11 protein-coding genes are annotated in these 23,232 nt (G+C 38.7%); 5 read left to right on the plus strand and 6 right to left on the minus strand.

What is annotated here, in order from left to right; translation table 11 throughout:
- Window positions 1-5: 5 nt before the first annotated feature.
- Genes D0907_RS06300 through dinG form a run of 4 tightly spaced genes read right to left on the minus strand, consistent with a single transcriptional unit; the run spans window position 6 to window position 4,356 of the window.
- Window positions 6-899 carry a histone deacetylase family protein gene (locus D0907_RS06300; protein WP_180311625.1) on the minus strand — a complete coding sequence of 298 codons (894 nt, stop codon included), beginning with the start codon at window positions 897-899 and terminating at the stop codon, window positions 6-8.
- Window positions 896-1,504 carry a primosomal replication protein gene (locus tag D0907_RS06305; protein ID WP_118844174.1) on the minus strand — a complete coding sequence of 203 codons (609 nt, stop codon included), beginning with the start codon at window positions 1,502-1,504 and terminating at the stop codon, window positions 896-898. The genes D0907_RS06300 and D0907_RS06305 overlap by 4 nt, the downstream gene beginning before the upstream one ends.
- Window positions 1,505-2,281 carry a sulfite exporter TauE/SafE family protein gene (locus D0907_RS06310; RefSeq protein ID WP_118844175.1) on the minus strand — a complete coding sequence of 259 codons (777 nt, stop codon included), beginning with the start codon at window positions 2,279-2,281 and terminating at the stop codon, window positions 1,505-1,507. It abuts the gene before it with no gap.
- A complete protein-coding gene (dinG, locus tag D0907_RS06315) occupies window positions 2,281-4,356 on the minus strand; it encodes an ATP-dependent DNA helicase DinG (RefSeq protein ID WP_075594135.1) in 2,076 nt (691 codons plus the stop codon). The genes D0907_RS06310 and dinG overlap by 1 nt, the downstream gene beginning before the upstream one ends.
- A 150-nt stretch (window positions 4,357-4,506) precedes the next feature.
- Between dinG and D0907_RS06320 the strand changes: the two genes are divergently transcribed.
- The 3 genes from D0907_RS06320 to D0907_RS06330 all read left to right on the plus strand — a co-directional run bounded on the left by D0907_RS06320 (window position 4,507) and on the right by D0907_RS06330 (window position 10,782).
- Window positions 4,507-6,855, plus strand: a complete 2,349-nt coding sequence (locus tag D0907_RS06320) for a DNA polymerase II (protein WP_075594134.1) — start codon at window positions 4,507-4,509, stop codon at window positions 6,853-6,855.
- A gap of 231 nt (window positions 6,856-7,086) precedes the next feature.
- On the plus strand, window positions 7,087-9,684 hold the full coding sequence (locus D0907_RS06325) for a TonB-dependent receptor plug domain-containing protein (RefSeq protein ID WP_036969455.1): 2,598 nt from the start codon (window positions 7,087-7,089) through the stop codon (window positions 9,682-9,684).
- A 180-nt stretch (window positions 9,685-9,864) separates the two neighbouring features.
- Complete coding sequence (locus D0907_RS06330) at window positions 9,865-10,782, plus strand: class I SAM-dependent methyltransferase (protein WP_162898030.1); 918 nt, start codon at window positions 9,865-9,867, stop codon at window positions 10,780-10,782.
- A 332-nt stretch (window positions 10,783-11,114) separates the two neighbouring features.
- Here D0907_RS06330 and D0907_RS06335 read toward each other — a convergent pair whose 3' ends face one another.
- Window positions 11,115-13,028, minus strand: coding sequence for an alpha/beta hydrolase family protein (locus D0907_RS06335; RefSeq protein ID WP_065978828.1), 1,914 nt, complete (start codon window positions 13,026-13,028; stop codon window positions 11,115-11,117).
- A 1,100-nt stretch (window positions 13,029-14,128) separates the two neighbouring features.
- On the opposite strand from D0907_RS06335, the gene D0907_RS06340 reads away from it, so the two are divergent.
- Window positions 14,129-17,026 carry a TonB-dependent receptor plug domain-containing protein gene (locus D0907_RS06340; RefSeq protein ID WP_036969450.1) on the plus strand — a complete coding sequence of 966 codons (2,898 nt, stop codon included), beginning with the start codon at window positions 14,129-14,131 and terminating at the stop codon, window positions 17,024-17,026.
- A gap of 395 nt (window positions 17,027-17,421) precedes the next feature.
- On the opposite strand, the gene D0907_RS06345 is transcribed toward D0907_RS06340, so the two are convergent.
- Window positions 17,422-18,435, minus strand: coding sequence for an IS110 family RNA-guided transposase (locus tag D0907_RS06345; protein ID WP_065979998.1), 1,014 nt, complete (start codon window positions 18,433-18,435; stop codon window positions 17,422-17,424).
- Window positions 18,436-19,184: 749 nt separating this feature from the next.
- Between D0907_RS06345 and D0907_RS06350 the strand changes: the two genes are divergently transcribed.
- Window positions 19,185-23,225, plus strand: coding sequence for an ATP-binding protein (locus D0907_RS06350; RefSeq protein ID WP_244223149.1), 4,041 nt, complete (start codon window positions 19,185-19,187; stop codon window positions 23,223-23,225).
- Window positions 23,226-23,232: the final 7 nt, after the last annotated feature.

Genomic DNA, 23,232 nt, shown 5'->3' on the forward strand with positions numbered 1-23,232 from the left:
AAGCTTTAAAATAAATCGACAGCAGCTCTAAAAAGCTGAGAATGAACATTAACTAAGCGATTTATATTTCGTTGATAGCCCCCACCCAAAGCCGAAAAAATAGGAATTTGCTGCGCTTTTGCTTGGCTTAATATGAAGTGATCACGTTGGTATACCCCATCAAGGCTAACAAAAAAATGCCCTAACTCATCGTCGCTAGCGATATCTGCGCCGGCGTTATATAAAATGATATCGGGTTGATGCAGTCGAACGGTTAGTTGGAATGCTTGTTTTACTGTTTCAAGGTAGTGTTGGTCAGTAGTGCCATGCTCAAGTGCGAAGTCGTAGTGAGAGTGTTGCTTGATGCGCGGAAAATTTTGCTCACAATGAATTGAGCAGCTAATCACTTGTTCGTGATGGCTTACAATTTCTGCGGTGCCATCTCCTTGGTGTACATCACAATCGAAAATCAGAACAGTGTCAGCCAGCCCTTCGTTTATTAAGTGGTTTGCAGCAATCGCTAAATCGTTAAAAATACAAAAACCACTTCCGTGATCACTAAAGGCGTGATGATAACCGCCGCCTAGATTAAAAGCGGCACCGTGCTGCAATGCGAATTCAGCGCCATTTATACTTGCACCGACAGAAAGTAAGGTGCGTTCAACTAACTCGTTTGACCAAGGAAAGCCCATTTTCTTAATGGCTTTTTCCTCAAGTGTCCCATTTAAAAATGCATTAATGTAAGTCGGGTCGTGACACAACGCTAATTGTGCTGTTGTGGCTTTATTAGGTGTAATAAACTTATCGTCGTTTATAGAGGTACTTAATTTTTGTTTTAGTAAGCTGTACTTCTGAATAGGGAAGCGATGCCGTGCGGGTAAATTAAGCGCAGAATAACTGGGATGATAGTAAAACATTATCTAAGCTGCTGTTTTTCGACCTGTTGAATTTTGTCTTCGGTGGCAGAAATTGCTTTACGACACCTTCCTAAGCGTGCATGCAATGCTAGTATCTCTTGATTTATTTCTGCTGCTTTTGCTGCGCTGGCTGCGTCTAGTTTGAGTTTTCTTTCTTCGATCATCAGTACTAAACGACGTTCAAACTCATGGTTCTGTTTCAGTTCGTCATACAGTTCATGCGACGATTGCATCATTTTTTGTACGGCTTGTTTGTATACCTGAGGTTTGGTTTTAGGCCTAAAACTGTATTTGTTTTCTTTTGCCCAAACAGGAGTCGACTTTATTACATTGAAGACGGCTTGTACCTGCTGAGTTATCCGCTCTAAGGCATATTGATACGCGTGGCGATGCTCTGCCGGGGGTAAACTTTTTAACTCGTCTTCAATTTCACTCACGTAGTCAGCAAGCTTCATACTTTTTGTTGTAAACACCCCTCTATCAAATAAACTTGGTTGCGCTTGCATGTAGCGGTTTTTAGCAAATAAATTGCTCTGATCGAATTGTGTGGCTTGATGTTTCAGCCGAGCAATTTGTTCACATAGTTTATCAAAAGCAGGGGAATGCATTTATAAGTAAGCCTCATAAATTAGCTTTAATGCCAAAATAATGACCACGGTATTAAAGACAGGGCGTATCATTTTACCACCAAATTTAATCGCAGAATGCGCACCTAGCCATGCGCCTAGCATTAAAAATAAGCCCATCGTGATGCCTAATAAAAAATTAACATGGCCTAATGCGACAAAGGTAATCAATGAAATAAAGTTTGAGACAAAGTTCATTGACCGAGCAAGGCCGCAGTTAAGCAATAAGCTCATTTTATATAATAGACTATTTGAAGCCGTCCAAAACGTGCCGGTACCGGGCCCTGCAAGACCATCAAAAAAGCCAAGTCCTAAACCTTGTAACCATTGTTTAATCTTTGTTTTAGTATCAAGTGTTGGTAATTCATTATGCTCTGTTGTGCTTAGGCTGCCAAATAAGCTGTAACAGGCAACCAAAATGATTACCACAGGGAGCAATTTATTTAAAAAATCGATACTTAAATAATCAACAACCAACGTACCAATTAATGCCCCTATTGCTGTTGCTATTATGGATGCAGCCCAAAAACGAGGGTTAAATAACTTCTTACGAAAGTAGGTGACACTGGCTGTTAATGAGCCAAAACTGGCTGCCAATTTATTGGTGCCAAGCGTAAGATGGGGAGGAAGTCCGGCTGTCAGTAACGCGGGGACGGTAAGCATACCTCCACCGCCAGCAATGGCATCAATAAATCCAGCGGCCAGCGCGACAGCGCAAAGTAATGCCCATGTGGTTGGTTCTAAAGCTAGTTCAAACATTAATAATCAATTTGTCTTTTAAAAGGTGGCAAGGTATCGAGCATGGCTTTGCCATATCGCTTGGTCACTAAACGGCGATCAAGAATGGTAATGCGACCTTGATCGTTTTCTTTGCGAAGCAGTCTACCACAGCTTTGAACTAATTTCTTTGCTGCATCAGGAACTGTGATTGATAAAAATGGATTGCCCCCTTTACTTTGCACAAACTCGGCCTGTGCTTCTTCTATCGGTGAAGTTGGCACCGCAAAAGGAATTTTAGTAATGACGAGGTTTTCTAGGTATTTACCCGGTAAATCGAGCCCTTCTGATAAGCTTTGTGTACCAAATAAATAACTTGGCCTCCCTAAATCGACATTAGCTTTGTGTTTTTTGAGTAAGGCCTCGCGCGACATTTCACCTTGAACTAAGACATCTATCCCTTTCGTTCTAAGTGCTTTGACCACATGGTCCATTTGCCAATATGAGGCAAAAAGCACTAAATTTGCTTTTTTATCATCAAGGTAACTTGGTAACTTTTCGGCTAAATGATCACTAAATGCTTTGTCTGTCGGTTCTATAAGTGTGTTCGGAATATGTAATGTAGCTTGTTTGGGGTAATCAAAAGGTGACGGCACTTTGATATACTTAACACCCTCTTCTTTGGCAAGGCCACACTCGTAAGCAAAGTGGTCAAATGACCCTAGTGCGGTTAAAGTTGCAGAGCAAAGTACGGCTCCCGCGCATTGATTCCAAAGTTTATCTTTTAAGTAATAACCAACTTCAATTGGGCAATCACTGAGTAAATGATCATGATGATTTTTATATTCTAAACGTTTAATCCAGCGTGCATGGGGAATACCTTCGCCCTTTGTGGCATAACTAAACCATAATTTATTTAATAATTCCAAACGATTTATGTAGTGACCACTTTCCCCTAAAATAGGGTCGGCAACATAGGGTTTTATATCGCCATCACTCACATCTTGTACGAGCGTGTCATGCATTTTATTCAAGGCACGCAGAGCATCAAGCGTTGCGTCGCTAATGTCTTTTGCTTTGGCATGTAACGAGGCTGGGATTTCACCGTGCTCAAAGCGATAGGTATCATCACTGTTGTAATTAAAGTTGGCATTGTCGAGTATGTCGCGCACCACTTTTAAGTTTTTAGCCGCATCATTAATACTGTCGCTCAGTTTAAAATTTTGCCCAATGGCCTTTTGGCCTACCAAAACGTTGGCCATTTTGCCTGCAAATTTTACCAGTTTATCAAGCCACTCTATCGTGCCTTTGATGGTCGCTGCGGCAGATGAAAAGTCGCGAGTGATATGGGCTAAGTGATGCGCCTCATCAATAACATAAATGGTGTTATCGGGTTCAGGCAGTATTTTTCCGCCGCCTAAATCAAGATCGGCAAGCAATAATGAGTGGTTGATAACAAGCACATCCATCTGCATTAACCGCTGGCGCGCCATATGAAATGGACATAATTGATGAGCACGCATTTGTCGTTGGCATGAGTGCTTATCGCAAGCAATAAGGCCCCATACTTTATCGGGAATTGTGTCGGCCCAGCTATCGCGATCGCCTTGCCATTGTTTTTTTGAATACGCATCGTACAGCTGTTTTAAACACTTTGTTTCCATATCACTTAATGGAGAAGAAAGTGTGGGCATGAACTCCATTTGGGTTTGGCTATCGCCATTGACCGCGTTGCTGAGCTTTTGTGCACAAATATATCGTTGTCGACCTTTAACAAGATCAAACTTGATATCGAGGCCTGAATGCTCTTTGAAAAAAGGCAGCTCTTTGTTAATTAGCTGTTCTTGCAGGGCAACGGTCGCCGTTGAAATAACCAGTTTTTTCTTTTTTGCCATAGCGAGTGGCAGCGCACCTAAACAATACGCTAACGATTTACCCGTGCCTGTGCCGGCTTCTATAACACAGATACGTTGGCTTTTATGGTATTCACCCGCCAGTGTTTTGGCTATTTCAGCAACTAAGTAGTTTTGACTACTTCGTGGGCGGTAATCAGTGAGATTATCAGCTACATGCTTATGAATTTGCCGAATAGTTTTTTTTAATGAGTCAGAAAGCATGCCCAGATAACCTAAAGTATGTATATAATTACAGTAATTAATTTTAGAGAGTTAACTGAGTAACTACAAGCGACTTGTTAGTAAATTTGTTGATTAGCATTTGTTTTATGCATTTCGCATTTTCATATTTGGGTTTAAAGGGTCATATAGATGCAATTAACTTCTGGCTTTATTCTTTCAACACAATGCTTTGATAGTACGCATGGCGTATCCATTGTGGTGTGGATTTTGTCTGAGCAAGGACCTGTCAAGCTGATTAGCCCACCGCAAAAAGTGCTCTTTTTCATTAATGAAAAAGATGTTGCTGCGGCAACTCGAATCTTGGCACAGCACAATGTGGCATGTGAATTTAAGCCAGTGCAATTAAAAAGCTTCCAGCAGCAGGCTGTTGTGTCGTGCTATTTTTCTTCACTTAAGCATTATTACCGCGCTGCAAAACAGCTAAAAGCCCATTTCATCAAAGTTTACGAAGACGATATTAGACCGGTTGACCGGTTTTTAATGGAGCGTTTTATCAAAGGTTCGGTGTGGGCCAAAGGGCGGTTAATTAAAGGTCAGCCTTACCCCGTATTAGCAGACGTTCAGTTTAAACAAAATACCGAGTTCACACCCACTTTCACTACTGTATCGTTAGATATCGAATGTGATGGAGAAGGGGTGCTGTTTTCAGTAGGACTAGTCGGGAAGAGCATAGATGCTGTTCTTATGATCGGTAAAGCTGAGGACACCGCTGATCTTAACTTCAATGTTATATGGTGTGAGGATGAAATCGACTTATTGTATAAGCTCTGTGAGTGTGTGCAAGTCATTGACCCTGACGTTATTATTGGCTGGAACGTTATTGAGTTTGATTTTACAGTACTTCATGCTCGTTCTGAAGCATTAGGTGTAGGGCTGTCTCTGGGTCGTAACAATGAAAAAATGACTCTCAGAACTGGTAATTTTACACGTTTAACGATCCCAGGCAGGGTTGTTATTGATGGTATTGATACACTTAAAAATGCAACGTATCACTACGATAGCTTTAGCCTCGCGAATGTGGCGAGTATTGAGTTAGGTGAAGAAAAACTAATTTCTTCAGATAACCGCTTAGCAGAAATCGTTCGTCAATTTAATGAAGATAAGCTCGCACTTGCTTGCTATAACCGCCAAGACTGTATTTTAGTACAACGCATTTTCGAAAAGCTTAAGTTACTCGATTTTGCCGTTGTTCGAAGTCAACTAACCGGCTTAGAGCTTGAAAGAATGGGTGGATCCGTTGCGGCCTTTACTAACCTTTATCTTCCTTTATTGCATCGCAGTGGTTATGTAGCTCCAAACTCAGGCGATCATGGTCTTAGCTTTGATAGTCCAGGTGGTTATGTCATGTCCTCGGAGCCTGGTTTATATAAAAATATATTAGTACTTGATTACAAAAGCTTATATCCATCAATAATGCGCACTTTTTGTATAGATCCACTTGGTATGGTGGAGGGGCTAAAACACCCTAATCACGCAATTGAAGGTTTTAATCAAGCCCTTTTCTCAAGAACAGAGCACCACCTACCTGAGCTTATTCGTGAACTTGCCGCAACGAGGCAACTTGCTAAAGACAATGAACAGCCGATGCTTTCTCAGGCTATAAAGATCATCATGAATAGTTTATATGGCGTTTTAGGCTCGAAAGGCTGTCGTTTTTACGATCCTCGTCTTTCAAGTTCAATTACATTACGTGGTCATGAAATTATGCAAACTACTAAAAAGTGGCTAGAAGAGTGGGGGTATAAGGTAATTTATGGTGATACTGACTCCACGTTTGTGAAACTTGATGATGAATTAAATTCTCAGAGCTGTAACGAAATTGGTACAAAGCTGGCAAGAAATATAAACAAACGCTGGGAAAGTGTATTACAGGAAACATACAAATTAGAAAATTTCTTAGAAATTGAGTTTGAAACTCACTACAGCCCATTTTTTATGCCGACAATTAGGGGCAAAACCACCGGTTCAAAGAAACGCTATGTAGGTAGAGTAGAAAAACATGGCAAAACAGCACTTGTGTTTAAAGGAATGGAAACAGTGCGAAGTGATTGGACAGAGCTTGCTCAGAGGTTTCAGGTCGCACTCTTTGAAATTTTATTTAGCGAACAATACAACCAAGAGCTGATCAGGCAGCTATTTGATAACTATGTGGAAAAGCTTTACGCAGGCGAGTATGACTCGCTACTGGTTTATCGAAAACGTCTAGGTCAACACCTAACAGACTATCAAAAAAATATCCCTCCTCATGTCAAAGCTGCGAAGCAATATTTAGCACATAACCCCAATGCTCAAATACAACGAGGTCAAGTAATTGAATACGTATATACGCTGAAAGGCGCTGAGTATTATACCGGAAATCACAAGTTCGATTATGGTGTTTATGTTAATAAACAGCTGTTGCCACTGGTTAACATGATTATTGAGGTTTCAGGGACTAATTCAAAGGGGCTATATTCTAGTCAAATTCAGCTGTTCTGATTGTTTTTTGCCCAAGTGTTGTAAATTTCACAGCTTTATTAATGTTAAAATAGTGCTTTTTTTGAGCGTTTAATTAATTTTTGTATCAATTTATTAATTTTTTATAAACAAAACTCTGGATATTTTGTTTAATTTGTTTATTATTTGTTGGTCGCGACGCATGTCCGATAACAAATAATAAACAAGCTTATGCAAAATATAGCCACAGTATAGTGGTCCAGGGAGAATCAAATGTTAAATAATAAAGTTTCAAAAGCTGTTCGCTTAGCGATCGCTTTTGGTGCAGCTTCAGCTGCTTCTTTTTCTGTTAGCACTATGGCAGCAGAAGATGAAGAAAGTGCTGAAAAGGTTGAGCGAATTGAAGTAACTGGTTCACGCATTAAGCGTGTTGATATGGCTACTGATTTACCAATCACAGTAATTGACCGTGAAGCAATTGAGCTTAGTGGTGAATCTTCAGTTGCTGATCTACTTCGTAACACAACTTTCAACAGTCTGGGTTCGTTTCGTCCACAGTCTGGTAGCTCTGCGCAAGGTGCTACTACTGTAAGTTTACGTGGTCTAGGCTCTGACCGTACATTAGTTCTAGTTGACGGTCGTCGTTTACCTAAGTCAACACTTACTGGTTCTAGCCAAGATTTAAACTTCATCCCAATGGCAGCTGTTGAGCGTGTTGAAATTCTTTCAGATGGTGCATCAGCATTGTACGGTTCAGATGCAATTGGTGGTGTAATCAACGTAATCACTCGTAAAGATTACAACGGCGCAGAAGTTACATTAGGTTCTGGTCGTATTGAGCATGAAGGTGGCGATCGTGAAAATGGTTCTGTAGTTTTCGGTGCTTCTTCTGATAATGCATCAGTGCTTGCAGGTGCTTCATGGAATGGTCGTGATATTGTTTACGCTCGTGACTTCCCTTGGTATTCACCAGGTGGTTCAGTGTACTCAAACAACTTCACAACAATGGCACAAGATGATGAGGGTAATTACATCCCAGGTGCAAGTAACTTTGATTTCTTCTCGCCAGAAGCTACTTGTGAAGGTGTTGGTAACGAAAACTTCTACCGAATTGGTGCGCGTTGTGGTTTTAACTTCGCAGCTGTATCTGCTGATGAAGCGTCAATTAAAAACCGTTCAGCTTTCGTAAAAGCACGTTTTGACATCAATGATGACTGGAGCATTTTCTCTAACATCAATATCGCACAAACTAAGTCATTTGGTCGTTACGCACCAGGTCTAGATGAGACTGCATATGGCCCAGACCAAATTGATGCGGATAGCCCAAATAACCCAACTAACCCTGATAGCCCTATTTACGATCCTTCGTTAGAGCTTGAGCAACAGCCACTCGATTTTTGGCACCGTTTTGCTGCTCTAGGTAATCGTGATAACAACCTTTCTACAGAGTTGAAAGATATCACATTCGGTACTAATGGTATGATTGGTAGTGTTTCAGTTGAAGCTGGCGCACGTAAAACAATCAACGAAAGCCACAACGTAGGTAGTGGTTACATTCTTCGTAGTATCGCTCGTCAGTATATCAATGACGGTACTTACATGTTAAACGACCCGTTTGGTGCTTCAGCAGAAGTACGTAACGCGATGACTGTAACGACGTCTCGTACTGGTAAATTTAACCAAGAAGAAGTCTTTGCGAATGCGGCATTTGACATCATGGAAACTGATGCTGGTGCTATCCAAGGTTTCGTAGGTTTTGAATACCGTACAGAAGATTATGCTGATAACTACGATTCACTTTCTGAAGCGGGTCAAGTAGGTGGTTCATCAGGTAGCTCTGCAGGTGGTTCACGTTCTGTTCGAGGTCTATTCTTCGAAGCGCTAGTACCAGTAACTGAGCAATTTGAACTAAACTTCGCTGGTCGTTACGATGATTATTCTGACTATGGTTCAGATTTCTCACCAAAAGTATCTGCTCGTTATAACCCAATTGATGCGTTAGTACTTCGTGCTTCTTGGGGTAAAGGTTTCCGTGCACCGTCATTACCAGACCTTACACAACAGCCAGCAGAGTCTGCTGACTCAGTAAGCGATGATTTAACATGTGCGGCAATCGGTGAGGCAGCTGGTTGTTCATCACAAATTAATGCAACTGTTATCTCTAACCCTGATCTACAATCTGAGCAATCAGAGCAAATGTCATTAGGTATCGTATATCAAGCGACTGATAACATCGATTTTGAGCTAGACTACTATGATATCGAGATTACTAACCGTATCCGTGCGTTTGGTTCTCAATACATTATTGATGCAACATTACGTGGTGACTCACTTCCGCCAGCATTTACAGTAACTCGTGCACCAAATGGCGGTATTACTAATGTAGTTCGTGGTTTCGGTAACGATGGTACACTTGAAACTTCTGGTTTAGACTTTAAAGCACGTTCAAGCTTTGATTTCGGTGATGCAGGTCGTTTAACAACTAACTTAAACATCTCTCACATCCTTGATTACAGCACGGACGGTGGTCGTAACTTCGTTAAAGACCCTGGTGTACCACAACAACGTCTAACATTATCAAATGTTTATTCAGTTGCTGATTTTGATGTAACTTGGAACTTAAACCTTATTGATAGCCAATGTGAAGACATCGATGCAGATGGTAAGTGTATTGGTCATATTCCTACGTGGGTAACTCATGACCTTCAAGTAGCGTATAACACGCCTTGGAACTCTAAGATCAGCTTCGGTGCTCAAAATGCATTTGGTAAAGAGCCACCTCTATTTGCTTATGATGGTCGTGACTACAACTTCAACCTATACTCAGGTTTCGGTCGTATCATGTACTTCAACTTTAAACAATCATTCTAATATTGTTTAAGTTTAACTAGAAAAGAGCGACATTATTATATGTCGCTCTTTTATTTTATAACCTCTTTCGCCCCTCTTTATTAATACGAATACACAGTAGAGACTTTAATTATAGAATCTAGTTTTTTGATTCTTTATAATATGAGCTGGAGTGTGTGCGTATCAAATTCGGACTTTATTATGCATTGGGAACAATATTGGAATTCAACAGATGGTTTTTCAAGTTTTGCAGAACTTAAAAATGAGTTTGGTTACCCTAAAGAAATACTGCATTTTTGGCAGAAAACTCTTAGTGAAATAAGCAGTGAAAATCTAAAGGTACTTGATTTAGCAACCGGTAAGGGGGCACTTGCTATTTGGCTAAAAGCTGCGGCAAATTCACAGAATAAGTTGGTTGATATTTATGCTTGTGATGCGGCTGACATAGACGTAAGTTCGATAAAGTCAAATGATGTGAAATTAGAAAAAATCATTAAAGATATAAATTTTTCATTTGCGACTAACCTTGAACAGTTGCCTTATGAAGATGATTGTTTTGATCTGTTAGTTAGTCAATTTGGCTTCGAATATTCGTCGTGGGAATCATCCCTCAAAGAAGTGACCCGGGTTTTAAAACCAAGTGGCCAAGCGGTGTTTATGATGCACAGTGCATCATCACAAATTGCACTAAACTCGGCAGCAGGACTGTCAGTGTTTAAATCTTTGGTTGAGTTGGAACTGTTTGAAAAACTAAAAACATTGGTTGATCTCAAGCTTACAAATCAGCAGCTTGAGTTTACTAACAAAAATAAACAACTCATTAAATCACTAAATGAGTTTTCACTGGACAATAATTCATTACAGTGGTTTCAAGATGTTGTAAGTAATGTTGCAAAAATAATGCAAAACATTAATTCAGAGTCGCATACTGCAATTGATAAATTACAGACTAATGTTGAATTTCAAATTAAACGGCTTGAAGAGCAAACACGTGTGTCAATGACTGAAAACTCTATTCGCAGCGCATTCGATGAAGCGAGTCTAGAATTAAAGATTAAAAGTATTAACTCAATGTCAGTTGATGAAGAACACTTTGCATGGACCGTTGTTATCGAGTAAAGAGGCAAGGGCCCCTTGTTTCGTTAAAACGAATCTCCCGCTGAATATTTCTATTGTGTTTCTGTGTATTTATCACTAATAAAAGGACTTTAAATTTAAGTTAGCGTTACAAAAAAGCATGAACATTATAAAAACTTCCTAGTAAATATAAGCTGCTCAGATTAATTACTGCACGCTATTTATAAGAGCAGTGAACTTTTTTATTTTCTCAAAGCGTATCACAACTAGGTTAATAAACTTAATTATCTACACTCTGTTTAACATTAAGCCGTTAGAGGTTATTTAACTAACGGCTTAAAATTTTGCTAATTTTATTTCTGGTTCTTTAAACTCTATTTAAGATTTTCATCTAAAAACTTTGTCATAGCATTGTAAAAATCAGTGCGATTTTTAGGCTTATGATAACCATGCCCCTCATTTCTTACCATTGATTTATAAGGGTAATTAATTCTATCAAGGGCTGAAGTTAGCGCTTCATATTGCTCCATAGGAACCCTAATATCATCCGAGCCATGAGCTATAAAAAGTTTAGCCTTAATTTTATCAACATTATATGCAGGTGAACGAGATTTCTGATCTTCTACGTCCATACCATGCACAGTATTTAAAAATTTCACCCCAGAATCTCTCGTTGGGATATCTCCACTGGAAAACATTTCAGGGATAGAGTATACGCCTACATATCCAATAGCACATTTGTACAAGTCAGGCTCTCTTACTGCGCCCATTAGTGCTGCGTAACCACCATAACTCCCACCATATATACAGATATTATTTTTATCGATAATTTTTTGCTTTATAGCCCAGTGGGTGGCATCAGTTACATCATCTTGCATTTTTGTACCCCAATTTTTGTAACCACTCTTTAAAAATGAGCTACCATAGCCACCAGAGCCTCTGAAGTTTACTTGCAACACTGCATATCCAATACTTGCGAGATACTGAGCTTCAGCATTAAACCCCCAGAAATCTCTGACACCATGAGGTCCTCCATGCAGCATTACTACTGCAGAGTAAGGTTCTTTTTTATTATTTGGTATCGTTATATAACCGTGTAATACGACACCATCTCGTGCTGATATTTTGAATGGCTCTACAGTTGCTAGTTCCTTTTTGTTTATTTTCTCGTTCATCGAAGCGACAAAACTCGCTTTCTTCGAGGTAATGTCGTAAAGGTAAAATTCTGTGGGTGATTTATCTGATGAAACTTCAAAGACAGAAAGCTTTTGTTCTTTGGCATGACTTGTAAATCTTAGCCTATATGCGTGGAATGAGTCACTTAGCCTTTTTAAAACATCGTTATCCCCTGCATCCGAGAAATAATGATATGCAGGATAATTGGGATCATACGTAACACCCACAACCTCACCTGAAAAGCCATATATAGGTGTTGAAATATCAACATCTGCGTCTTCTATCAGTTTCTTAAGTTCATTTGTTTCCAAATTAAAAGAAAATACAGCTATGTTCTTAGTGGTAGAGTCATTAGTAAAGTACGCTAAATTTCCTGACTTGTTCATGCCAATAATTGAAAGGTTATCACCAGGATTATAATTTAAGATTCCTAGGTTAAATGTCTCCCAGTCTGAATTAGGTGTCTTTTTATAGAACATGTTGAGTTCACCTTTCCCCATTTCATGCTCTTCTTTTTCAACATAACTAAAAGCAATTCTTGGTTGGCCTGACACATCTGCAACCATGCCAAAGACATCTTCTTTAGGTTGATCTGCTTGATAACTAGAACGACCATTATAAACATTTACCTTATGAACTTTTACTGCAAAATCATCAGCATAATGTTGTTTTGTAACTAATATGTTTTCTTTGTCGTCAGGTAAAATACTTAAAATGTTGTAAAACGATGTTTGTGACGCTAACAATTCCCGTCGGTTAGAGCCGTCAAAGTTTGAAGCTATGAAGTAAGGTGAACCACCTTTAGTATCTAAATAACCAACGGTTTTTTTGACTGACATGATGAAGCGTTCATCATTTACCCAGATGACGTTAGCTATTTTTTGATATTCACCAAATCCATAACTGGATAGCACTTTTTTTGTCTTTCTATCGAGAATCACAAGCTTAACTTGTGTCTCATCTTGAAATGTAATCGAAAAGTATTTTCCATTAGGCGAGATTTTTACTTGTTGATAATCTTTGCTGTTAAAGAAGTCTTCAAGGGTGTTTTTAGCAAAAGTCATTTGGCTAAATAGTAAAAGTAAGAGGCCTAAACTTTTTATATATCTCATATCAATCCAATTGTTTTTGGTTTTTTAATTGTAGGTATTAAGAATATCAGAGTTGAAAGTGTTGTAAATACATTGTTGTAACATTGCCTTATCATATGTAATTAAATGTAAATACAAGTGGCATTTCCAGCTCTTTCGTATTGGCTTTGAGTGCAATGGTTTCATGTCTTTATTTATTTTTAATGCTTGTTTTTACGTTTGTTAAATTTTTGTGTTTTTATGAGGGGTTTTTATAATAAGTTTTGGAAGATTATATTTAATATTTTGTACTATTAATTTTCACGTGAATGAAAATAAACTTTATATTTGTAATGGTGTTTTTTAGAAATGTCACTTCTTTACTTTTTATATTAGATCTTTTGTCATTCAACAATATTGAATTAAGAATAGGGTAGTGCTTCCAGTTATGAAGTAGCCGTCCATTTCATTTCGCATAGCAGCTGCATATTTTGACACTTATATGCCATTAATCTCGAACATTTAAAATCTTTCCTGCGTCTCAAATTTAGCTTTCTGGCTATTTAAACTAAAAATAGATTAAAATCAAGTGCTTATGCTTAAATGATGAGTTTAACATGTAAATGTACATAGCTGATCCGTCTATCGGGTGGTAATTATGCCGAAGGCTATCAAAGTTACTTTTATTTATGAAAAGTTGTGTCTTTAGTATTTTATGTTCGCAAATCATCAGTGTTTATAACCTTTTTGACTTATGAGGACGTTATAGGTGATGAGCTTAGTGGTTGTTAATTGTTCTGTTTTTTGGATTTATGTGTTTTAAGGTTGATGCTCTCTTCTTTCCTGCGTTTTTAGACTGTCTCCCTTTAAAATAGTGGGGTTTTAATGTTTTTTTTAAATATGCATTATTAATATATTGTTGCAATTTTGTTTTTACATTGTTTGGTTTATTTTAAATTTTTTATTTTTTGTTGCGTTTGTATTTATATTGATTTTATTTTAAAAAGCGCAAGTTAAAAACATGTTGACCAGAAGTTATCTAGGATATTAGTATTTAATCACCGCATTAAGGTATTAGTGCCTATGGCGGGGTTAAATAAAAATTAATAAGTCATAATATGGATATGACCAGGGAGAATACAATGTTAAATAATCAGGTTTCGAAGGCCGTTCGCTTAGCACTTGCTTTCAGTGCAGCGTCAACTTCACTATTCTCTGCAAGCTCTATTGCGGCAGATGAAAATGATGAAGGCGTAGAAAAAGTTGAGCGTATTGAGGTTACAGGTTCGCGCATTTTTCGTGAAGGGGCTATCTCTCCATCACCAGTTACTGTAATTACAGGTGAAGATTTAGTCAGCACTGGTGCAATGAATATCGGTGAGGTTTTAAACAAGCTACCTGCACTAGCAACGACGTATTCACTGGCTAACTCAGGCCGATTTATTGGTACAGCCGGTGTAAGCTTACTTGATTTACGTGGTATGGGTAGTGAGCGTACGTTGGTACTTGTAGATGGAAAACGTCACGTTTCTAGTGCCCCAGGTACATCTTCTGTAGATACAAATACTATTCCTAGTGCGTGGATTGAACGAGTTGAGATTATCACCGGTGGTGCGTCAGCTGTATATGGTGCTGATGCTGTAACGGGGGTTGTTAACTTCATTTTAAAAGAAGAAATAACAGGCCTTAATGTATCTGCAACGAAAGGGTTTGCGGATAACAATAATTATGAAAATGAGAAGTTTACTTTTTCATACGGTCAAGATTTTTCAGAAGGGCGCGGTAATGCGGCTATCTCTTTCGAATACAATTCACAGGATTCTCTAAATGCATTAGATAACCCGTGGACTTCGACATCTTATGCTTCGATGCCATATGAAGTCGTGACAGGTATGCAAAGACCTGAAGATATGCTAGACAGTGAAGATTTTCCAGACAAAATAGTAGTACCAAATGCGGGCTATTATTTAATCTCTAACGCGGGTACAGTTTGGAACCCTAACACTGGTGCGATTATGGGTCGATTTAACCCAGACAGCACGTTAGGACCTGTAAATACAGGCAGTTTTGAGGACGGCTCATATTGTGGTGGCCCAGATTGTGATTATATTAATTTACGCCAATATTCGGAAATTCAGCCAAAGTTTGACCGCATTAACTTAAATTTCAAAGTTAATTATGATGTTACAGATGACTTGAATGCATATTTCCAAGCAAAGTACTCTAAAACCGAAGGGGAAAATATTGGTCAGCCTTTCTTCCGCTTCTTCAGTGGTGCAAACTTAATAAAGCGTGATAATGCTTTCTTATCTGAAGATACAGCAGCCCTAATGGATCAAGAAGGTCTATCGATCATTGGTGTCAATAAAATGTACAATGATATCGGTCGCCGCTTAGAAGAAAATACGCGTGAGACAACACGATTCGTAGCAGGGTTCAAAGGTAACTTGACTGAAGACTGGAGCATGGATATATCTTTGGTACATGGTAAGTCAGAGATAGAACGTATTAATGGTGCAAACGTCATCATGGCTAATTATGCCAATGCAATAGATGCGGTTTTTGATGACGCAGGAAATATTGTTTGTCGAAGTGAAGAAGCCCGTGCTGATGGCTGTGTAGCTGCTAATATTATGGGCGATGGTGCTATTAGCCAGCAAGCGATTGACTATGTTACTACGACGTCTGTAGGAACTTCAGAGATTGAGCAAACTGTGTTTAATGCGACATTCTCTAATTCTGCACTTTTTGAATTACCTGCGGGTATGGTTGGTTTCGCTGGTGGTATCGAATATAGAGACGAATCAAGCGTCACTATTGAAGACCCATTTGCTAAAACCGGGGCTACTTTCTTTAATGCCCTAGGTGAAACCGATGGTGGATATGATGTATCTGAAGCATTCTTTGAATTATCGATTCCATTACTAGAAGAAGTCTTTTTAATCGATTCACTCGTTTTAGATACGGCTGTTCGTTATGCGGATTATTCTACAATTGGTGATGCAACAAGCTGGAAGTTAGGTTTAGATTGGACCATTAACCCAGAGTTGAGAGCACGTTTCACTGTTTCAGAAGCAATGAGAGCACCAAACATCGACGAGTTATTCTCTGGTCAGAGCCAGTCATTTACTAATGTAGATGATAGTTGTAAGGTTTCTGAGTTGGATCAGTTAAGCGCTGAGGGCAGAGCAATACGTGCTGCAAACTGTGCTGCATTAGGTGTTCCAGCAGACTTCGATTCTAACTACGATAGCGCAACTCTTGAAACTTTAGTCGGTGGTAATCCTGATTTGCAACCTGAAGAATCAAAATCAATTACGGCTGGTATCGTTTATCAACCAAGTTGGTTAGAAGGCTTCAGCGTAACTGCGGATTACTGGGAAATTGACATTGACGATACAATTAGTGGTATCGGTTTCCAAACTATTATTGACCGTTGTGTTGATTCGCCTACAGGTGTTGATAATCAATTCTGTAATTTAATTACTCGCGATCCTGAAACGAGCGAAATTACCCTACTAAAAGGGTTTGCGCTTAACATTGCTCGTAGTTTAAATTCTGGTGTTGACTTTGAGTTTGCATATGACTTTGACGCACTAGGTGGTCGATTCAATACTAGCTTCATTGGTACATACCTAATTGAAGCAAAAGATTATCCATTCTCAGCAGAGCCAGAAAACTACACTGATTATGAAGGTGTTTTAGGTGAAGAGACATGGCAAGGTAATCTAACCGTTGATTATACTTACAATAACTATAAAGTTGGTTTTAGCACACGCTTTATAGATGGTGTTGAACTATATGATCACACGTCGTTAGATACTAACCCAAATCCATCAAGTGAAATGCGTTATGGCTCATACTTTATAACTGATGCTTCATTCGCATATAACTTTGAAAATGGCGTTGGCCTTAAACTGGGTGTTGACAACTTATTTAACCGTAGGTTACCAGGAAGCACAACGGGTACAGGTGCAGGCTCAGCCATCTATGACAATATCGGTCGATTTGGTTACCTTCAAGCATCTTATAAATTTTAATACAGTATAATTAGTCTGTATTATCAATAAAATACACCATAAAGAACGTTCCTGTTCTTTATGGTGTATCATTCATCATTACGCTCCAATAGCCTTTCCTTCGTACAAGAATATTCTTAATATTAATACCATATATGGACTCTCTCCGATTGCAAGACAGTAATTGATAGAATTTCAAAGTTCATTGCTGCCATATATTCGGCTTTTTTATGAGCAGATTTATCCGCTCTAGCCCTGATGGATATCCGCCCCTATCACCTTATCAATCTCGACGGCTTCTAACAGCCTTTGGTATTATCAGGTTTAAATAGGACGGCTATGAACCGTTTTCCGTCAATCTCAATCTTTGCAATTTTTGCTATTGAACTTTTGTCTTTTAATTGCGGTTAATGTTTTTATACAAATTTGTACCTCTCTTGTTTTACGGTCATCGCCCATGCCATTCGCGCCATTTTATTCGCTAATGCAACCACTGCTTTATTAAATGGCAGCCGCTCCCGCAGGTTATTTGCCCATAAGCTTACCTTGTCAGCTTTACTCCCCGATTTGACTAACGCAGCTCTGGCACCATTAATCAGCTGAGTTCGCAAATAAGTATTTCCTCGTTTACTTATTCCCTTTAACTTGGGGTTATCGCCAGTCGTATGCTGTTTGGCAACTAGTCCCAGCCAAGCTGCCATATGACGCCCACTTTTAAAGGTTTTACCATCACCTATTGCACTATACAAAGCTGTTGCGATGATGGGACCTATTCCTGTCATTGTTTCTAATTTCTGGCACTGCTCTATCTGATGGCTTAAAGCTTTTATCTCGCTATCCAAATCCGTGATTAACTTATCTACCTCAATTAATTCATCATACAAACTGGCTATGTATCGACGAGACAATGGCGTTAACATGTTACTCGCATCTTCTAAAATATCGGGGATAGACTTTCTCACTTGATTAACGCCTTGCGAGAGGCTAATACCATATTCGGCTAAGAGGCCTCTGGTTTGATTCACTAAGGCCGTTCTACATTTTATTCGCCGCTCTCTTATACGGTGCAACAGTTGAATGTCTTGTTGCTCTACACTTTTTATTGGCACAAATCGCATATTCACTCGTTGTGAAGCTTCAGCTATCGCTTCTGCATCATTGAAATCATTTTTATTTCCTTTTCGGTAAGGGACTACATATTGTGGAGCGATAACTTTCACTTCATGACCATAGTTTTGAATACTTTGTGCCCAGTAGTTTGATGAGCCACACGCTTCCATGACGACAATTGCGGGCTCTAAATTACAAAAATACTCTTTCATGTTAGTGCGTTTGAGCTTTTTCTTTTTGAGCACTTTTCCCGAGTTTGATAACCAAACTAAATGAAAAATGTTCTTGGCGATATCTAATCCAATTGTTATTTTATTCATGTGACTCTCTCTACTTTGTTTACGCTAAAACTTACCCTAAACTACTATGGCGCATTATGACGCCGTTGGGGAGTGGAGAGAGTCCATTCCATTAATCCGCAAAAATACTTAATCATTTTGAGTGATCAAACCAGTCGCTACCTGCGTTAAAAATGTCTGATTTACGACTGCATGGATGCAGGAGGTAGAGCAATGCAGGAGCAATTGCCGAGAACAACTAAATAACTAAATTTTTGCCTTGTTATCAACGCGGTTTTATTGCCTCAAAATAGACCACTTAATTAAGCGGAATGGTATAAATTTGGGTAGTCAAATATCCATCGTCATTTAGGTGAAGTATTTTTGCTGTTTACAGCTTGCTTATGTATGGCATAAACCATGATTTTTATCACCTTGTAAACTGTATTTGAACTAAGGTGAATTAGAGTGGTGTTGTTCACACGTTAAAACGAGTTAGCTTAAGTGATACACGTAAAGTTGTTGTTAGGGCTTTTAAATAGTCTTTGCCGTAAAGAAATCTAAGCAGTGGGGATTTCTGAATTGTTGTATTTAATTTACACTGCTAAAATGTAACAAATTTTAACCTTCTTATTGGCATCATTCTGAATAAGCTATTCTTATTTTTCATTGCGTTAACATTTGCTTTCCTTACAAGTTGTGCATATGCAAAGCAGCTCAAAGCAGGTATCGTTAATTATAACTTCTTTCCTTATCATACACGTGATGAAAATGGCCGGTTTTCGGGGGTCATCGTTGGTTACAGTAATGAGATTGCGCGATTAGCAGATGCTGAATTAGAGTATCATGTATACGACAGTCTCGATTTACTGTTAGATGCGCTTCAGGCGGGTGAAATTAATTTTACTGTGGGTCTTAATAAAACCCAGCAACGTAAAAAGCATTTTTTATTCTCTTCCGCATTTATGGAAGCCCCACGGGGCATTGTTGCAAACCAGTCTATTGCTAATGATGCATTAAAGAATTTAGCGAGTCTGCGTTGGGTATGTATAACGGGGAGCTCACACTGTGAGTATTTAGCCGAAAACGGTGCTTTATTCATAAACCGATTTATTCAACCTGAAGATGCGATAGACAAGGTTGCTGATGGTACGTTTGACGGGTTTTTGGGGGACTATTCAGTGTTGTCTCACCAATTAAAAAATCACTCTAAAAATAACTTAAAGGTTGTTAGTCCTATTTGGCTCGAGAGTGAAACCCTTCACGTCATGTTTAATAAAGAGGAAACCGCATTACGAAATCAAGTTAACTCGGTACTCGCCTCTATTTCACCTGCGACTAAACAGCTGTGGGAAAGTTCTGCCAGTGAAGAATACATCGCTGCAAAGGCATACAGTAAATTCAAGCGTGATTTTAACCGTATTGATGCACAGCAGAGTACTAACTATTTACTCACATTCTCGTTTATTGATGGTTTATACCCCGTTAATTCAACCAGTAAAACAGGCGAAGCTACTGGGTATTTAAATGATACTCTTGCATTGCTCTCACAGAGAAGTGGCATCCAGTTTAAATATATACCCGCTGCAAATAGTAAAGAGTTAGAAAAGCTATTTCTTGCAAATAAAATCGATATCATTCCATCGATGACACCTGACAAAATAGATGAAGGAATATTAATTGCGTTACCCTCACATTATAGCTTCGAAATGGTATTGGTTTCTAAGCGTGCGAGTAAAATTCGCCGTATTGGTTATATTGAGGCGTTTGCAGATCCTAAAGAAAAATTAGTTGGTAGCGAGCCTATCGAAACCGTATCATTTGACTCAATTCAAACGCTTTTCTATGCACTACGAAATGATGCTGTTGATGCGGCTATGCTACCGCAGAGCATTGCAGCGTATCAGCTAAACCAGTTTTATATTGGTGAGTTTTATATCAACCCTAAATATCGATATACACAGCCAATTTATTTTTTAATTAATAGGCACTTTTCTGAATTAACAACGTTGCTAGACAGTTTATTTAAAACCTTAACTAGCAATGATTTTAGCCATGTTGTAAATCGTCATGGTATTTTTAATATAGAGCGTGGTTATGATAAAAAAACGGTCAATATCACTGCAATTTTGGTGTTGATTTTAGTTGTTTTATCACTGATTTACTTTATCAATCGGCGTCTCAATATAAATCGGGAAATAGCGAGTCGTAAGCAATCAGAACAGGCTGCACTGAGTAAGCTTAATTTTACGCAAAAGTTAATTGATGATTTACCCACAATGGTTGTTATTCAGGATCAAGACCAAAAGCGCATCATGTGGAATAAAGCGTATAAAGATAATTTCGCGCATCTTTGGGATGACGAGCAGCAATTTTTGCGCAGTGATCTTGCAGTCGTTAAAGAATTATTAGATCAAAATAAGCAAAGCCTTACTTCGGGTAAAATAATTAATCAACATATCCGCTTCACCAATCGTCTGGGTAAACCACTCGAGTTGCTTTATACAAAGAAGCCTTTTTTGGGGATTGACGGCCATATCGCAGGGATCATGACTGTGATAACTGATGTCACAGAGCATAATAATCTGCAGCGAGAAAATGAATCTGTTCAAAAATTATTAAAGACGATCACGGATACGATACCCGGCGGGGTATTTCAATATGAATACTATGACAATGGTGAGGGGTTTTATACTTACATAAGTAAAGGAGCGCAAAGCCTTTTAGGGATTACATCTCGAACCATTAACCAACGCGGTATGACTGGGTGTATTTCACCGCTTATTGTTGATGAAGACAGAGTAAAAATTGCGAAGAGTTTTAAGCGAGCGGCAAAGCGTAACTCAATGATTGATATTGAGTTTAGGGTTAATAACTTAGGGCAGAAAATATGGTGTCGTTACATTGCGACAGGCGAAAAAAATTCTGATGATCAACTTCAAGGCGTTCGCTGGAATGGTATATTGCTTGATATTAGTTTACTCAAGCGTCAGCAAGCAGATTTAAGTAAAGCAAATCAACTGGCTCATCAGGCCGATTTAGCTAAAAGCCGATTCATCGCGACCATGAGTCACGAGTTAAGAACCCCCATATCTGGCATTAATGGTTTTATTGAACTACTGCGGGCTTCTTATTTAGATGAAGAGCAGTTCTACCTCGTAGAACATATTGACAGTGCAATTTCGAAATTACGTAACTTGGTTGATGACATTTTATATTTTGCAAATACAAGCTCAGGTAAAATTGAAATCGACTGCCAAGATGTAGATCTCGAGTCCCACCTGTGCCGTGTTTTAAGGGCGCATGAATATTTAGCAAAACAAAAAGGTCTCGAATTCCGTTTAACGTGGCGAACAGCTGCTTTTACTCAAGCGCGTATAGATGTAAGTCATTTACTGCAAGTTTTGTCTAATATTTTAAATAATGCCGTTAAGTTTACTGAGAAAGGCGCGATTAGCTGCGACGTTTTATTTGAAAAACAGACCTTGAAGATTGAGATATCCGACACCGGCGCAGGAATGACTGCCCAGCAACTTGCGCATACTTTTACACCCTTTGAGCAAGCTGATAACTCGACAGAGCGACGTTATGGCGGCACAGGGCTCGGTTTAACACTTGCTAAGCAATTAATAGAAGCGATGAAAGGTGAAATTAATATTTCCAGTACATTTGGAAAAGGTACGAATGTATTTATTTCGGTTCCTTTGACTAAAGTCGCTAAACCTGATTTAGCAGTGAGTTCTGTTTATTGGTCTGTGTGTACTCAGAATCATTTATTACTGAATAATTTAGCAAGCATGGGAGTTAAACATAATCAACTCAGCCATCCTTTAGATGCTAACGTATTTCAGCAAGTTGATAATATGATTATTGATGAAAAGTATGCCATTGAGCGTTGGGGTAAAAACTGGCAAAAGAATATTTGTAATATTGAGAATAAATACATCATCGTGGCCAGCGCTAATGATACTCAAACTCCCGCAAAATGTAGTTGCCATATTTTACTTGTTGATCCTCTTTATCCCGATTTACTCAGAGAGCTGGTTAACAATGTTCATTGTGGTGTTGACGTATTACCACACAGCCTCACAACTGCGTTGCATGGGCAGATTCTAATTGCAGAAGATAATAAAACTAATCAGCTTCTTTTAGAAAAACAGTGTCAAAAATTAGGCATAAAAGCCGTGATGGTTGAAGACGGTTTAGCCGCATTAAAAGCCCTAGAAAATGATAATTTTGATGTATTACTAACTGACTGTCATATGCCTCATTTAGATGGCTTTAAATTAGCTAAACAGTTACGTGATAAGGAAAAGTTTAAGTATTTACCGATCATTGGTTTTACTGCTGACGATTCACAAGAGTGCCTAAATAAAGCGTTAGATGCAGGCATGAACAGTGTGTTATTTAAGCCATATAAACTTAACGAGTTATATAATCGTTTAGCCGAGTTTATTGAGGTAAATAAAGATGAAATACAGGTACAAGATGAGGCGCCAGTATCGAACCTGCAAGGTATAAAAGATAAACAACATTGGTTAAATGTTTTTGGTAATGAAAATGACGCTAAAACACTAGCAGAGGTGTTTATTACGAGCTTGAAACAAGATCTAAACACGCTAACTGCACATGTGGATAACCAAGATATAGAAAAAATTCCCCCTGCTATTCATAAGCTTAAGGGAGCTATTGTGATGTTGCAATACCCGCCATTATCAAAACTTATAGTGAGTACTGAAAATCGCTTTAATCAAGAAAAAGAGACATTAATAGTCAGGGAATTAATTGTAGAGTTAAGCGACGTGATCGAAAAAATAAAGTTATGGTTATAATAAACTT

The organism is Pseudoalteromonas lipolytica (assembly GCF_003515105.1).
Classification (GTDB): Bacteria; Pseudomonadota; Gammaproteobacteria; order Enterobacterales; family Alteromonadaceae; genus Pseudoalteromonas; species Pseudoalteromonas lipolytica.